Consider the following 13885-nt stretch of genomic DNA (forward strand, 5'->3'; position numbering starts at 1 on the left):
TTTTTGCGATTGTGGATGTATCACTTGGAACATATATCCATTGCAAGAAAGATTTTGATGATTCCAATAACGCCTGTTACACAATTGACACAGAATACATCTACAAAAAAATGTCTACTTGTGGCACCAATTTACGTCCTCAAAGAAAGTCTTCTTTCAACCACACGGTCCTCTAATCCTTTATGCAACGTATATTCAGAAATATATCAGGCAGGTTATACAGACGTTCTTTCGAAATGTATAGAGTACGATTAATCATGATGTAAACAAATTGGTTGTATTCATCTATTGTAGACGTCCAAAATCTGTTTCCAAATGGATAGACGGAGAATCCAAATTTATCGTTTCCACCGCCATCTCTCCAAAGTAATTTTGAACTAAGTGAGCGTCCGGCATGATTTCCTCCTGCATTCCATTGTCTTCCACCGGCCACAGATATCAATTTATTCCATTCCGATTCCGTTGGCAAATGCCATCCTTCCGGGCATATTCCTCGCAAAGGATGTTTCAAAAAGAGTTCTTGTTGTTTGCGGTTCTGATTCTGAAAATCCGCTTCTGATATATTCAATGCTGCAAAGCCGTTATAGAGCCTACCAAAAAGATTGCATACATTTTCATTGTTGTCAGTACATTTGCTGTTTTTTAATGCAGGCTCACTTCCGTAATAATTGAGATTTTCGGCCATCCAAACTTGGTCTCCAATTTGTACAGAACGATACACATGGTCATCTCTAAAATCTTTAAAGTAAGTGTAGTGGGGAATTATTTCCCCAGCTATGATTTTCCCAGGAGCAAATTGCAAATTTTTAGTATTTACTTCTGTTGTATTTTGCCATTCTTCATCAAAACAGACTGTAAGAGCATATTCAGTCAATTCATTTTCTTTAGTACATATTCCAACTTCTTTTTCTACAAGATAGGGTTTTCTCAGTAATTTCTTTTTTCGTTCACATACAAGTGTGGTAGAATCTGTTCCATTGAAATAGGATATCATCCAATTTGATTCTGCATCATTACAGAGGTCCTGACCGATGGAATCAAGCAACGCTGGTTCAGGATTTATTAATTTGCCTCTATGTTTATCACAAATAAACAAATCGGAATTAATTTTTTTCACCCAACTAAATTTAGGATTTTCACAAGATTTATGACTAGCCAATTCAAATTGGTCTAGACGACGATATTTACCTGTTTGTGCATTACACAGAAATGGAGTAGTCGCTGTTTCGCTGTATTTCAATCCAGTAGGTAGTTCCTTGATTTGAGCTGAGTCGCCTGTTGTACAGGTTAAATCCAAATAATGAGGATAATCGTTTAAAATCTGAGAACAAGAAAAAATATTGACCCCAAAATTTTCTTCAACATATTTATCTATAGCAGGAAACAATATGCAAGCTCCCTTCACATTTGAGAGCGGTATGTCACCATAGCTCGCATAATAATCCGTTATTTTTTTTGCAAGTTCTTTTTCTTCAATTTTTTCATATTTTTGAACAAATTTAACTTTTTCAATCCATACATCATCCATTTCAAACCATGGAGTCTTTTCTAGTTCGAGGCTGAATTTTCTTATTATATTTTCAAAAGGCTTTTGTGTTCTTTTCACCTTCATTTTCTTAGTAACATCTACTTCGATTTTTCCGGAAATACATTCTTTTTTCATATTCTTTGAGAATTCATCTAAATAAGAAAGACATTTCTTTTTTTTCTTGGCTGATCCGTCAAAAGAACAAATTATTGACTCACGAAAATAGCCCTTACTATGATGATACTGAGCGTCATTTTCTATAGAAGCCTTGATAACCGAGTATATTCCTTCCCACTTTTCGAGACACTCTTTCTTGGGCAACTTTTCCTTGACAACCGTATCAATTTCTGCAGTGATAGGGAATTCGACAAGACCCTTTTGGTCCAATTCTTTCAAATAGTTCAACTGGCTTTCCATATCTAACTTGCTTACGTATAAACTACACACGCTTATATTTTCTTTCGAGTTGCAGAAATTACCTTTGTAATGATCTATATCTTCCATAGAAGTTGATTTCATCCAATCAATACATGCGCTCACATCAAATTCCGATTTTCCAGAACAAATTTGAGCGATGTATTTATCTACAAATTCAGGAGAGCATTCAGAAGATTCATCCTTGCTACAATTATTGTATTTGTCTAGACCTAGTATCCATTTATACCCTGTTAACGGGCCACCATAAATAAATTCAGCATCTTTAATAGATAAGGATGCCGGCAAGTAAACTCCACGAACATTCATTTTTTGTTTTAAATTCTGCGCAGTCTTATAGTCGCCTTTATCAATGGCGTTTTTCAGGCCGGGATGAACTTCTGCTAGCACGTATGGCACTGATATGAACGCAAAGACAATTGCGAGCAGATGTCTGCATATTGCTATGGGCATATAAACTCCTTGGTTAATTTCGTTGGAGTTCCGCCCCTGCTAGACAAGGAACTTCGCCAAATTTTGTATGAATACAAAAAAGGCGCAGATCGTTGCGTTTACCTAGATGAGGCTGTGCATGCCTAATAGACGATAAACACAAACGACCCACGCCCCAAACGGGCTGTTGCCCTTGGTCTATACGACCAAAAACCGACCGAAAAGTCGGCACGACAAACTGAAGCATACCGTAAAAACGGCATACCTGCGTGAGCGTTCGTCCTGTTCCCGTCTATTTGAAATTTGCACATTTCATCTAGAGAACAAGAGCAAAAACTCTTTCACTCTCTAAAAATAACTTAAATATGGGCAAAACGCTCAGCAAATTTACAAAAATAGACGATTTTGTGAAGAAAACGGCTATTTTGAGCCAAATTGTAAAGCCTAAGGAGGATTTTGGGCGGGTGGGGGTAAGCGGGGCGTTGCGGGTGCGGCGTCTGAGCGCCCGCTAGAAGGGGTAGCGGAAAACGCTGCCAGGCGGTTGCAGCGAGGGGGAGCCTTCCCCCTTCCACATCGGGACCTTGTCGGTGAACTTGCCTTCGGTATCGAGCGGGTCGACAGGCTCACCGACATTGTAAGATCCCTGAGCTTGCCGAAGGGATTGCACAATCCATCGCCAACGCAACCTAACGTTAAATTTTCGGGCGTAAAGATAGAAAAAGGAGCGAAAAGCGTTCTTTCTAGGGCTTGCTTTTTTCGTATTTTGCCCTTATCCACTCGGGGCTGCGGGCGCGGGTTTCAATACTTACGCCGTCGATTACGCCATTCCAGGTCTCGGTCCTTATTTCGTTGCCGCCCACGCGGAATGGAACGCTCCGGTTCAGGTCATTTGGAACAAATTCCTGTGCATTGCCTACGGGCTTGCCGTTTACGAACATGCTCACCATGTGGTCCTTCGAAACGAGTACGAGGAACGCCCATTCTCCCACAGGGACGCTGCTTGAATCGCCGAAGAAAATGGCTTCGGGATAGTTGGGCATACTTTTCATTACGGTGAATGAACCGGTGTTCGACTCAAAATGCCACTGGAACCGCGACGTGGAATCGCTCCAGTAGGCGCGCTGGCAGAACAGGGCCTGGTGCTCTCCGTTTGGACCGTTCCATTTTGTCCACAGCGAAAGGGTGAAGTCTCCGCCAGTGGGGTTGAGGGTGTCCAGGTCTATATACTGCCCCGGTTCAAGCAGTACGCCATTGCCGCTTACGCCCTCTACATAATTTACACTGTCTGCAATTTTTCCGTTGTGGTCAAACACGTATTCGTCGCCGTTCATTTCGATGTCTATCGTGGTCCATCCGGTATTGGCCCCGCTTACGTCGTCGGCGTGGGAAGATGTGAATCCGTAGGTTTCCCCAAGCAGGTCAAGGTCTGGATTCCAAAGGTGTCCTCCGTAGTTCTCCAGTTGCGGAAGTACCAGCGTGTCGCCGGCGTCCTGTATCGAGAACGGGATGTAACCCGTCACCGAAACACTTTCTGAATAAATTAACGTTTCTTGTATGCCGGGTGGAATCGAATCGAAACGGAAGGATCCGTCTGCCTGCACTTCGGCCATGAGGCGTGTTCCGCCGATACGGACCAATCCAGACGTTGCACCAGAAATGCTTCCCCGGACAGCCTTGTTTGTGCCGATGCGGATTTCCTCTGTCTTTTGAGTTGGCGGGAGAGAAAGGCCCGAAAGTGCACCCGATTCGGCGTACAGGTAGAGCTCCGGCGTGGCCTGCTTGCCGATATGTTCATCGTCGGCGGGCATCTTGAATTCAAACTGGGCGTTGGAATCGGCAAAGGTTTCCAGGGAATCGACAATTTCAATGCCGTTGTCCCAATACAGCGCAAGCCGTGCGGCGGGCATTTTTTTGCCCTGCATGTTGACTACGGTTCCGCAGAATACTACCGAGTCTGGTTCCTGTGCAACAGAATTTCCGATATCGGTAACGCCGCCAGCCACATCGTTGCTGTTTGAACAAGCGAGGAGGACAAGGGGTGCAGCAAGGGTGGGCATCCACCCACGGCAAGGTTGTCTAAGCCAAACTATCAAACGATTCATCCTTCGTCCTCCTTCGTGAGCATCTTGCTCATCGGGAACGCCACAAGCATCATTTCGTAAATACGCTCCACGTTGGTGTCGTTGGACGCGCGGGCTATAATTTTTTTGCGGGCTTCCTCAAGAATTTCTACGGCGTAGTCATAGGAACTTTTGCTCATGGCAAGGGTCGTGAATGTAGCAAAGCGTTCGTCCTTGGGCATGGATTCCACTGCACCTATGGCGTGCTGTATGTACTCGTGTCGGATTTGCCGGAGTGCAATGGGTGGAATTTCTGCGGCGTCCAGCATTTGCGAAGTCAGTTCGTAGCGGTCGCCCTCTTTTTTCAAGAGTCCCCATTCCAGCAGGTTTTTCACCGCCTTGCGGGCTTCTTCTGTCGTTATTTGCGGCGTGAGCGACCGTGCCAGCACGCGGTAGTCTTCGTGCCAGTCCAGGTCAACGGCGAGTTCGCGTATGATAGGGTAGTACCACTTGCTAAAGTAAGCCTGCTCGCGGGTGGTGACATGGGTGAACTCGATCTGCTTGCGGATTTGCAGAATCTGTTTCCACGCCTGCTCCCGGATGTCCACCTGCTCTGCCTGGTTGTATTGCACCAGCGCCTCGAAGTATTCTTTTTGCAGGGGCTCGAAGTCCATGGCCTTCGAAATTTTCTCGATGGACTTGTGCGTAAGGTTGAATCGCCCGCGAATTACATTCAGGCAGTAAGAGGAACTGCTGAATCCGGCTTTTGCCGCAAAGAAACGGTGGGAAAACACGGAGCGCATTTTTTTCTGCTCTTCGAAATAATCCTGCATGAACTTGCGGAAATCGTCGTAGTCGAATAGATGTTCCAGTGCGATACTCACGCTCCAAAAGATATAAAATTTTTACACATAAATCAATAAATTTTGTAAATATTTAGTGTTTTTGATTTTAGTGTGTAATAAAAATTACACAAATGGAGGCGAAAATAGGTTTTTTACACGCTTTTAACACGGAATCTTTTTCTACAGGTGACAAAAAACTGGGATTTGGGGCAAAGGGATTCTATTTATTGCGCAGGACAATGTCAGGAGTGTTATTTATGCAGAAAAAAATGACAGGATGGATTATGCTGGCGGCACTTGTCGCCGGAATGGGAGCGGATGTATTTGCCGCCAATGGCGATGCTTACACATGGCCCGGCTACCGCAGCGACTTGGATTACGACACAAAATCGAATCTGGGCGACATTCAGCCGCCGACCAAGTTCAATAACAATTGTTCGGGCGTTACCGGAAAGAAGGCCGGTAAATGGTGGGCGTTTTATTGGGGCAAGGACCGCGACAGCCGCATTACTGACGTGACAATTGATTCAATTCTCAAGAAGTACGATACTGACTTTGAGTATTTGTACAATGGGATGGGCTGGGCGCCGGATGCCCAGGCGCAAGAAGGCCAATACAGTGCCGTTTACTACTATGGCTCGGGTACATGTGCCGGTGGAGCAAAGGAAGACACGACGGGCGGTTGGCAGACATGGGTTGCGGGCTACACGGCCGTGGCAGCCTCGTTCTATCCGCTGTACAGTTTCAATACGAGTTGCCCTTACCACGATCGTGTGGCGCAGATGGATGCGATGATTCACGAGGGAATACACTCGATGACGAACGGCTACCCCGGTGCAAAGGATGCGCACTGGTTTCAGGAAGCGGGTAACACATGGATTCAGCAGGATATGTTCAGTCACCGTGATGGCGTTTACAGCGGCATGGGGTTCCTGAATGCGGCGACGGTCATCGCTCCCTTCATGCCGATTGAAACATATTCGGGCTGGCTGATTGACGGCACGTTCGGTGGTCCGGGCGGTGGTGCCGATAATGGCGGTGTTACGGGCAAGAATCAGAGGTACCTCTTGGGTGGCTCGCAGTACAGCAACATTTTCCCCACCTTCATGGGAACTTGGCTGGGTACGGGATCTGTCCGCTGGATTTACGGGAATGCTTACGGCAAAACAAAGTACTTGCTCGAAACGTACGCCCTCGACAAGGGGCTCGGCGAAGCGGGCGTTCGTCGCCTGATTACAGAATTCCGCGCAAGGCTTGCACTCCTGGACATGAAGAAATGGTCAAACGAGATCAAGTCCCTGCTGAATAATAATTTTGGTAGCAATACCTACTGGGAACAGGATTATTGGGACAACAAGAACTACAGCTACACCTGGAAAATGACACCGTACCAGAGCGTGACCGCGAACGGCGATTACCTCGTCCCGAACCAGGACATTACTCCGGGCTGGTCGGGCGCGAACTATATCCCGCTCAAGGTGCAGAGCGGAGCCAAGCAGGTGAGTGTGAGCTTTTACCCGAACGGCAGCAATTCCAACAATACCAACATGAATTTTTTGATTTGCTATCGCGCCACCGATGGGACCCCCGTTTACAGCGAACCTATTACCGGTGAAGGCACGGCGACGCTTCGGCTTGACAAGGCTCCTTCTTCGACAGGCGGGACGCAGATGGTCTTTGCCGTGGTTGTGAATACCGACTTCCAATATACGGGCAATACGGAAATACGAAAAAAACACTATGACTACAAGTTGAAACTTGAAAGTGGCATCAGCGGTGCAGGTGATGCGTACACCAAGTATTACAACGACTTTAAGTTGGATTATGACTGGCCTGAAATTGGCGATAGCCCCACTCCCACGTCGAGCAGTTCTTCGGGAACGCCGGTATCCAGCAGTTCTTCCAGTGTGGTAACACCGGGCGGTTCCTCCAGCTCTGCGCAGCCCGCAAGTTCCAGTAGCGTCGTTATCGGCAGAGTCGATACATACAACGTGAAGGTGTCGCTCCCCATAGATGACAACTACACTCCCGTCACTGTAAACTTTGACGTGGCCGAGGTGGCCGCAAAGTTGGGGCTTTCCGCTTTGACTATTTCCCAGGCTACTTTCTTTGCCCAGGAATCCGACGGCACGGTTGTCACGAAATCCACGGCCAAGGAACCTGGACATTGGTTTGGCAAGGACGGTTCTGTGGTGGCATGGGGCGAAAAAGCCTATGTGTTTTCGGAGGCGGATGTTTCCAAGGGAACGCTTTCTATTGGGCATTACCCCAACCGCGTGAACAATGGCGAGACCTACAGTTTTACGCAGGGGCTTTCCTATAACGGGAAACAGGTGCTGTTTAGGGTTTCGGTGACGCTCACTAACGGCAAGGATGGTGCCGAGATTGTTGTGGAAGAGTCCAGCAGTTCTACTGCTTCGTCTTCAGCCGGGCTAGCGGCTTCGAGTTCGTCGAGCGGTGCAAATGTAAGTTCGTCAAGTGCCGTCACCAGCGGGATGGCGGTCCTTATGGATGGCTTGAACGGCCCGGCGAGGAACATGGGGGTTTCTTACCGGCACGGGATGATTATGGTGCAGTACTCGCTCCCCCAGAGGGACAACGTGAAAATCAGCCTGTTTACGGGTTATGGCGCCCTTGTGGCGCAAGAAATCACGGGCCGGTTGAATGCCGGAGTGCACACGTATTCCTTTGACTTGGCGGGGCTACCTGCGGGCATGTACATCGTAAAGGTTTCCTCCGGCAGTTACCGTGAGGCAAGACCGATTAGCATTACACGCTAAAGACTTTGCTATCGGGTCCCGAAATTATCCATGGGACACGGGGACCCGTATTATTCCAATTTGGAATATCATTTTTTGTAAAAATAATACTATCGTGTGACATTTCTGGCGCAAAGCGGGTATATTAGAGAAGATGGTTCAATTCAAGGGAGGCCTGATGTCCAACGCAAATCCGCAAATGAAACACATAGTGCTCATAACCCTGTCCGCCGCCATTGGCGGGTTTCTGTTCGGGTTTGACTCGTCCGTCATCAACGGGGCAAACGGGGCGTTAAAGGCACACTTTAACGCGACGGACTATGAACTGGCCTGGTCTGTCTCCCTGGCCCTTATTGGGGCTGCTATCGGTGCGTTTTTTGCCGGGCGGATTGCCGACGCCTTCGGCCGCGTGCGTTGTATGCTTTTTGCTTCAGACCTGTTCCTGTTGAGCGCAATCGGGTCGGGCATTCCTTTTGGCATCCCGGACTTTATTATGTGGCGTATCATCGGGGGGCTCGGTATTGGAATGGCAAGCATTATCGCACCGATCTACATTGCAGAAACTGCGCCAGCCCACTTGCGTGGACGCTTGGGCTCATTGCAACAGTTCGCTATCGTGATAGGAATTTTTGTAGCGCTCCTTTCGAACTACCTCATCGTACGCATTGCGGGTTCGGCAAACAATCCGATGTTCGGCCACATCAAGGCATGGCAGGTGATGTTCTGGGTCGAAATTATCCCGTCGGTAATTTACGGCTATGCCGCCTGGAAGCTCCCTGAATCGCCCCGTTACCTGATTCACAAAGGGCTTCTGGACGAAGCCAAGAAAGTCATTGCCAAGATCAATCCCGAAGGGGTTGACGAAGAGGTTGAAAAGATTCAGGGTTCCTTCAGCAATAAAAAGCCCGCCAAGTTCACCGATTTGTTGGAGGTCATTAACAAGAAGGAGCGGATCACTCCGGTTTTGTGGGCTGGCTTGGGCCTTGCTATTTTGCAGCAGCTGGTTGGCATCAACGTTATCTTCTACTACGGCACCATGCTCTGGCAGAGTGTGGGCTTTGGTGAAAGCGACGCGTTCCTCACCAGCGTGATTTCTAGCGCCATCAACTTGGTGATGACCGTTGCCGCCATTTTGCTTGTGGACAAGCTAGGCCGTAAACCCCTTCTGCTTATCGGTAGCGTTGGCATGGCGGTGACCTTGAGTACCCTTACGATTTGCTTTATGAGTAGCGGTGGCGCAGCCCTGTCTGATTCGGCTGCCTTTGTGGCCCTGATAGCGGCAAACCTCTACATCGCCTTCTTTGCGGCGACCTGGGGCCCTGTGATGTGGGTGATGCTGGGCGAAATGTTCAACAATCGTATCCGCACTATCGCCATCGCCATTTGCGGGTTGGCCCAGTGGTTTGCAAACTTCGTGGTCACCTGGACATTCCCCGTGCTCACGGGCGAAGACGGCTTTGGCGTTGGTCCCACCTACGGTATCTATTCGTTCTTTGCCATATTCAGCATCTTCTTCGTGGCAAAATTTATCAAGGAAACCAAGGGTAAACAGCTAGAAGATATGTAATTGCGAATTGATTAATGCAAGTGCATAATCACGGGCCGGTTCTTGCCGGCCTCTGTCTTATGGATGGTAAGCTTGCCCGTGCTGTCGTAGCTGAACTGTTCGCCGACGCGTTCGCCGTTTACGAAGGAGAGGCTATCTCGTAGGACGCCGCTTTTGTACCAGTTGCGTAAAATTCCGTTCCGCTTGCCCTCTTTCCAGAAGGCTTCGCTTGCAAGTTTCCCGCCTAGGCTGTCGGGGTAGAAACTCCGGCTTATGGCAATCTCGCCGTTTTCCCAGATTTCTTCGTAACGCAGGTCGTGCCCTTTCTTGTAGTACCACAGGGTGGCGCCCTTGACGGCGCGATCCAAGACGGCGCTACTGTCCAGGGTCCCGCCTGGAACGCCCGCCACAAAGGATGTCTCGGCGCAAATCATCCCGTAGTTGTATTCGCACTGGCCGTATCCGATTCCCGTCCCGTTCACGAACTCGCTTTCGATTACAAGGTGCAGGTGGCCGTCGTCCAGCCGCCAGACGGAATCCCTTGCTCCCATTTTCCAACGCTCCCGTCTGTAGGGGAGTAACCCGTCTTCGGAAGGAAGGTAGAATTCACGAGGGCCATCCAGCACGCCGTCCGTGTAGCCTTCTGTAACAAGCCAGGAATTCTTTTCGTCTGCGGCGTAGGTGATTTGCGGCCCGTTAAATACTCCGTATCGGCAGCTCGTGGAATGTCTTCGCTTTCCGTTCTCGTAATACTCCATGATGATTCCCGCACTGTCGCCACCATGGCAGCTGTTTTCTTCTTGGATCTTTCCGTTCTTGGACCATTTTTTCCACACGCCTACGGTGTCGCCCTTGTCGTTGTAATGTTCCTCGAAGGCCTTGTTGCCGTTGTAATGAAACCCTTCCCAGTCCCCTACGGGGTGGTCGTCTTTGTAATAACGGACCGCTTCCACTTTCTTGTCGCCGTAATAACTGGTCCATTTGCCTTCGCGTTTGCCCTTTTTGTACTGGCCAACCATCACAACGTTTCCAAGCCCGGTCCAGCGTTTGATTTCACCGTGGGGAACGTTGTCCTTGTAAGGGATCTCGAATTCCTTGATTCCGTTGTTGTACCACTCGTTCCGCTTCAGGATTTCGCCGTCGGGATACACCCATACGGAGGTTTTCTTGACCCCGTTGGCGTGTCGTTCCACCACCTGTTCTTCGGCTCTTTCTACGGTACAGCCGCAAAAGAAGGCGAAAACACAAAAAAAAGTGGCAAAATGGAGGAATCTCATGGCATTCAAGGTAGAAAAAAGGTAATTTCTTTTTGTGGAAGAATTGAAAAACAAGTCTATCAAGGAAACTTTCCGCTCCAAGCTGAAAACTCCCTGGGTATGGATGGTGGTGGCCCTGACGGTAGGGCTCACTATATTGTTTTCCCTTTCCCAGAAACCCCAGATGGTCCTTTATTCCCAGTACATCAAGTCCCTTTCGGACTTTCAGCTGCTGGACGCCAGGCTTTCAAAGGATATGGAACGAGCCCGTAGCGGTTACGGTCTGGACACCATGAGAATCTTGTCCGAGACCATGACCCTCAGGGAAATGGCGGTATCCTTCGCCCGCCAGATGGACGAGCTGCAGGGGTTCGGTTTTGAGCGACCGAGTTCTGCTTTGGTAAGCCGTTTCGAGCGGGAGGTCTTGGGCAAGGTTTCTACGGCCAGGCGTTATTTGACGGTCAGGACCCAGTGGCTGAGTTCCTGGCAGCAACTGTCTTATGTGGTAAACAGCCTGCCCGACAACCAGGAATACGTGGTCCGGGAACTTCTGGATTCTGCCAGAGCGGGGTTCCCGGTGGTGCGGCCCGAAGGTCTTGGACTTCCGGATAGTATTACGCCCCAGTTGGATATGCTTCTGAACATCAACGTGGATCTTTCTCATGCCTGGGCCCGCATCGACAACGATGCCGCCATGCTGAACAGCGAGGAACTCATACAATTTTTCCAGATGGAACGGCTAAACGAAATCGCCCTGAACGCAAAGATTCCCCTGGTCTTCTACTTCTTGACCTTGGTGCTTCTTTTAGCTACATTTTTCTTTATGTTCCGTTCCAAGCAATAGTTTTCGATGCCCAGATTTCGTTCAAGACGCTCTATCTATTTCAATTTTGCCTTGCTGTTCTTGTTGGCGGTGGTCTGGTGCGTGTCCTACGCGGGGCCTGTGTTGCAGAGCTTTTTCAAGGAAGAACACCTTTTTTATGGACAGGTCTCCTATGCCGCTATCCCGAGCGTCTTTGGAGGCAGCAACGTTCCGTTTTTGGACAAGACTTTCTTTAGGATAAACGGTGACGACAGCGCTACCTTTGTCCTGTACGCGTCAGAAGAAATGCTGGACGAAATGTCGGATTGGTTCAGCTTTGCCGCCATCAACGTGGGGGATGTTCCTCTGGAAATCAGTGCCGTTAGGCTGTCTGACAACCGCTATATCGTCAAGTCCTTGGCCTCGACCTACGGTGAACTGGACTGGGAAACGGTGTCGGAATACCAGCTGGTCAACTCCCTGATAGCCCTTGGAATCATTGGGGTCTGTTCTGTCGGTTTCCTGATATTCTTTATCCTCGCCATAAGAAACAAAAGATGAAACCTCTTTGGGTGCTGTTGCTTGCCGTATCCCTGGCCCTCGGGGCTAGTCGGGATCCCTTGACGGTTTCGGTTCTGCCGACAAAGGCTACCGGCACTGTGTTGCGGGTACCTGTTGGAATCTGGTGGCCTGAATACGATTCAAAGGCCAAGGCGTCGTTTCCTGGACATGCAGCGAAAAAGGATGTGGTGGTCTGGTTCCACGGCGGCATGACCAGCGGCAACTGTCAAAAGGGCTTGGTGGCGGGGGAGGCCTTTTCAGATATTTTCCTGGATGTGGTGGTGTTGAGCGCTTCGGCCTGCAAGGAAAACCATTGGGCGACGGAGGTTATGGTTTCTGCGGTGGATGCGGCCCTGGATTCCATTGCCAGGAGGCGGAGGGGATTTGTAGAAGAGGTCTCCCTTGTGGGCGTCTCTGACGGCTCTCTTGGGGTTCTGGTTTATTCTATGTACGGGAAACGCCGGGTGAAGAACCGGCTTTTGGTAAGTTCCTATGGCAAACTGTTGGGGGAGGCCCCCGCTGTTGCGGCATTTCCTAAGATGAACTCTGGAAGGTGGCGCTTTTTGCAGGGCGGTGCCGACAGGCTCTATCCTCCGTCGGAGACAATCCCCTGGATTCAGGATTTTTGCAGGAATGTGGGGGCGGACTGCGACCTGAGGTATGACCCCTCTGGGGAGCATGACTGGAGCTATTGGCAAGGCCACCACCTGGATTGGATTCGGGAAGCGTTCCCTTTCAAGAAATAATCGGGCTACCCCCTTGACAAAACGGGCTTTTTTTTCAAAATTTGGTGCACCACGCGGATGTGGTGGAACTGGTAGACACGCTAGATTCAGGTTCTAGTGCTCGCGAGGGCATGAAGGTTCAAGTCCTTTCATCCGCACTGAAGGCCCGCCGACTCGTTCGGCGGGTTTTTCTGTTTTCTTCATTCTGTTGATAACACCAGCATTGTCATGCCCGCGAAGGCGGGCATCTACTGGCGAGATCTGTGTATGGATCCTCGCCTACGCGAGGATGACGTTCCTTGAACTTCGAACCTCGAACCTGTTTCCTACATTTCAGCCCATGATTCTAGACGAAATTCCCGAAACGGAACTGCCTGGCGAGCGGGTTGTTCTTCGGGTGCTACACGAACCTGATGCGGCAGGTCTTTACCGCCTGATTGATGCTTCCCGCGAGCATCTCTCGCGGTTCCTGCCCTGGCCTCCTGATTGTAATTCCGTCGAAGACGTTATGGACCGTCTGGAAACCTGGGAGATGCAGGCCCAGATGGGTAACGGAGCCTGCTGGGGCGTTTTTGAGAAAACCGCCGGCGGGGATAGTCTTGCGGGCTGCATCTTTATCGGCTGGGTTCATCCAGAGCACCGCTCGGCCACTGTCAGTTACTGGCTTGGGCAGAACTTTACAGGTCGCGGCCTCGCGACGGAATCCCTGAACCTCCTGAGCAAGTTCTGCTTCGAAGCCTTGAAATTGAACCGCCTGGAAATTACGGCTTCTGTAGAAAATAAGGCAAGCATCGCTCTTGCCAAGCGGTGCGGCTTCAAGGAAGAAGGCGTTTCTAGGGACTTTGAATGCCTGCGTGGACAATTCCACGACCACCTGCGCCTGTCGAAACTTGCTTGTGATAACTAGCCCCTAGATCCTAGTCTCTAATTCCTAAT

10 protein-coding genes, 1 tRNA gene and 1 pseudogene are annotated in these 13885 nt (G+C 49.5%); 7 read left to right on the forward strand and 5 right to left on the reverse strand.

Annotated features, from left to right (window positions below; translation table 11 throughout):
• Positions 1–172: 172 nt before the first annotated feature.
• From IKB43_09160 to IKB43_09175, 4 genes are all read right to left on the reverse strand, one after another.
• A complete protein-coding gene (locus IKB43_09160) occupies positions 173–2353 on the reverse strand; it encodes a hypothetical protein (GenBank protein ID MBR2470300.1) in 2181 nt (726 codons plus the stop codon).
• Positions 2354–2903: 550 nt separating this feature from the next.
• Positions 2904–3062 carry a hypothetical protein gene (locus IKB43_09165; GenBank protein MBR2470301.1) on the reverse strand — a complete coding sequence of 53 codons (159 nt, stop codon included), beginning with the start codon at positions 3060–3062 and terminating at the stop codon, positions 2904–2906.
• A 73-nt stretch (positions 3063–3135) separates the two neighbouring features.
• Positions 3136–4497 (reverse strand): LamG domain-containing protein, encoded by a 1362-nt coding sequence (locus IKB43_09170; GenBank protein MBR2470302.1) that lies wholly within the window; start codon positions 4495–4497, stop codon positions 3136–3138.
• Positions 4494–5339: a TIGR02147 family protein gene (locus IKB43_09175; protein ID MBR2470303.1), complete on the reverse strand. Its 846-nt coding sequence runs from the start codon at positions 5337–5339 to the stop codon at positions 4494–4496. The genes IKB43_09170 and IKB43_09175 overlap by 4 nt, the downstream gene beginning before the upstream one ends.
• 218 nt (positions 5340–5557) lie before the next feature.
• Here IKB43_09175 and IKB43_09180 point away from each other — a divergent pair.
• Both IKB43_09180 and IKB43_09185 read left to right on the forward strand, forming a co-directional pair.
• Positions 5558–7669: pseudogene (locus tag IKB43_09180) on the forward strand (DUF4859 domain-containing protein).
• Positions 7670–8237: 568 nt separating this feature from the next.
• Positions 8238–9626 (forward strand): sugar porter family MFS transporter, encoded by a 1389-nt coding sequence (locus tag IKB43_09185; GenBank protein MBR2470304.1) that lies wholly within the window; start codon positions 8238–8240, stop codon positions 9624–9626.
• Between the two features lie 11 nt (positions 9627–9637).
• Here the strand turns inward: IKB43_09185 and IKB43_09190 are convergent, their stop codons facing one another.
• On the reverse strand, positions 9638–10882 hold the full coding sequence (locus IKB43_09190; GenBank protein MBR2470305.1) for a hypothetical protein: 1245 nt from the start codon (positions 10880–10882) through the stop codon (positions 9638–9640).
• 34 nt (positions 10883–10916) lie between these two features.
• On the opposite strand from IKB43_09190, the gene IKB43_09195 reads away from it, so the two are divergent.
• From IKB43_09195 to IKB43_09215, 5 genes are all read left to right on the forward strand, one after another.
• Positions 10917–11705 (forward strand): hypothetical protein, encoded by a 789-nt coding sequence (locus tag IKB43_09195; GenBank protein MBR2470306.1) that lies wholly within the window; start codon positions 10917–10919, stop codon positions 11703–11705.
• Positions 11706–11711: 6 nt separating this feature from the next.
• A complete protein-coding gene (locus IKB43_09200) occupies positions 11712–12224 on the forward strand; it encodes a hypothetical protein (protein MBR2470307.1) in 513 nt (170 codons plus the stop codon).
• Positions 12221–12970: a hypothetical protein gene (locus IKB43_09205; GenBank protein ID MBR2470308.1), complete on the forward strand. Its 750-nt coding sequence runs from the start codon at positions 12221–12223 to the stop codon at positions 12968–12970. Before IKB43_09200 ends, IKB43_09205 begins: the two co-directional genes overlap by 4 nt.
• A 53-nt stretch (positions 12971–13023) precedes the next feature.
• Positions 13024–13107, forward strand: a tRNA-Leu gene (locus IKB43_09210).
• Between the two features lie 182 nt (positions 13108–13289).
• On the forward strand, positions 13290–13856 hold the full coding sequence (locus IKB43_09215) for a GNAT family N-acetyltransferase (GenBank protein MBR2470309.1): 567 nt from the start codon (positions 13290–13292) through the stop codon (positions 13854–13856).
• Positions 13857–13885 lie beyond the last annotated feature (29 nt).

The sequence above is a fragment of the Fibrobacter sp. genome (assembly GCA_017503015.1).
Lineage (GTDB): Bacteria > Fibrobacterota > Fibrobacteria > Fibrobacterales > Fibrobacteraceae > Fibrobacter.

What these genes read in the sequence shown, in the direction of transcription:
- IKB43_09170 (MBR2470302.1), bottom strand. Translation starts at nt 4,497, where the DNA reads ATGAATCGTTTGATAGTTTGGCTTAGACAACCTTGCCGTGGGTGGATG.
- IKB43_09190 (MBR2470305.1), bottom strand. Translation starts at nt 10,882, where the DNA reads ATGAGATTCCTCCATTTTGCCACTTTTTTTTGTGTTTTCGCCTTCTTT.
- IKB43_09205 (MBR2470308.1), top strand. Translation starts at nt 12,221, where the DNA reads ATGAAACCTCTTTGGGTGCTGTTGCTTGCCGTATCCCTGGCCCTCGGG.
- IKB43_09185 (MBR2470304.1), top strand. Translation starts at nt 8,238, where the DNA reads ATGTCCAACGCAAATCCGCAAATGAAACACATAGTGCTCATAACCCTG.
- IKB43_09200 (MBR2470307.1), top strand. Translation starts at nt 11,712, where the DNA reads ATGCCCAGATTTCGTTCAAGACGCTCTATCTATTTCAATTTTGCCTTG.
- IKB43_09215 (MBR2470309.1), top strand. Translation starts at nt 13,290, where the DNA reads ATGATTCTAGACGAAATTCCCGAAACGGAACTGCCTGGCGAGCGGGTT.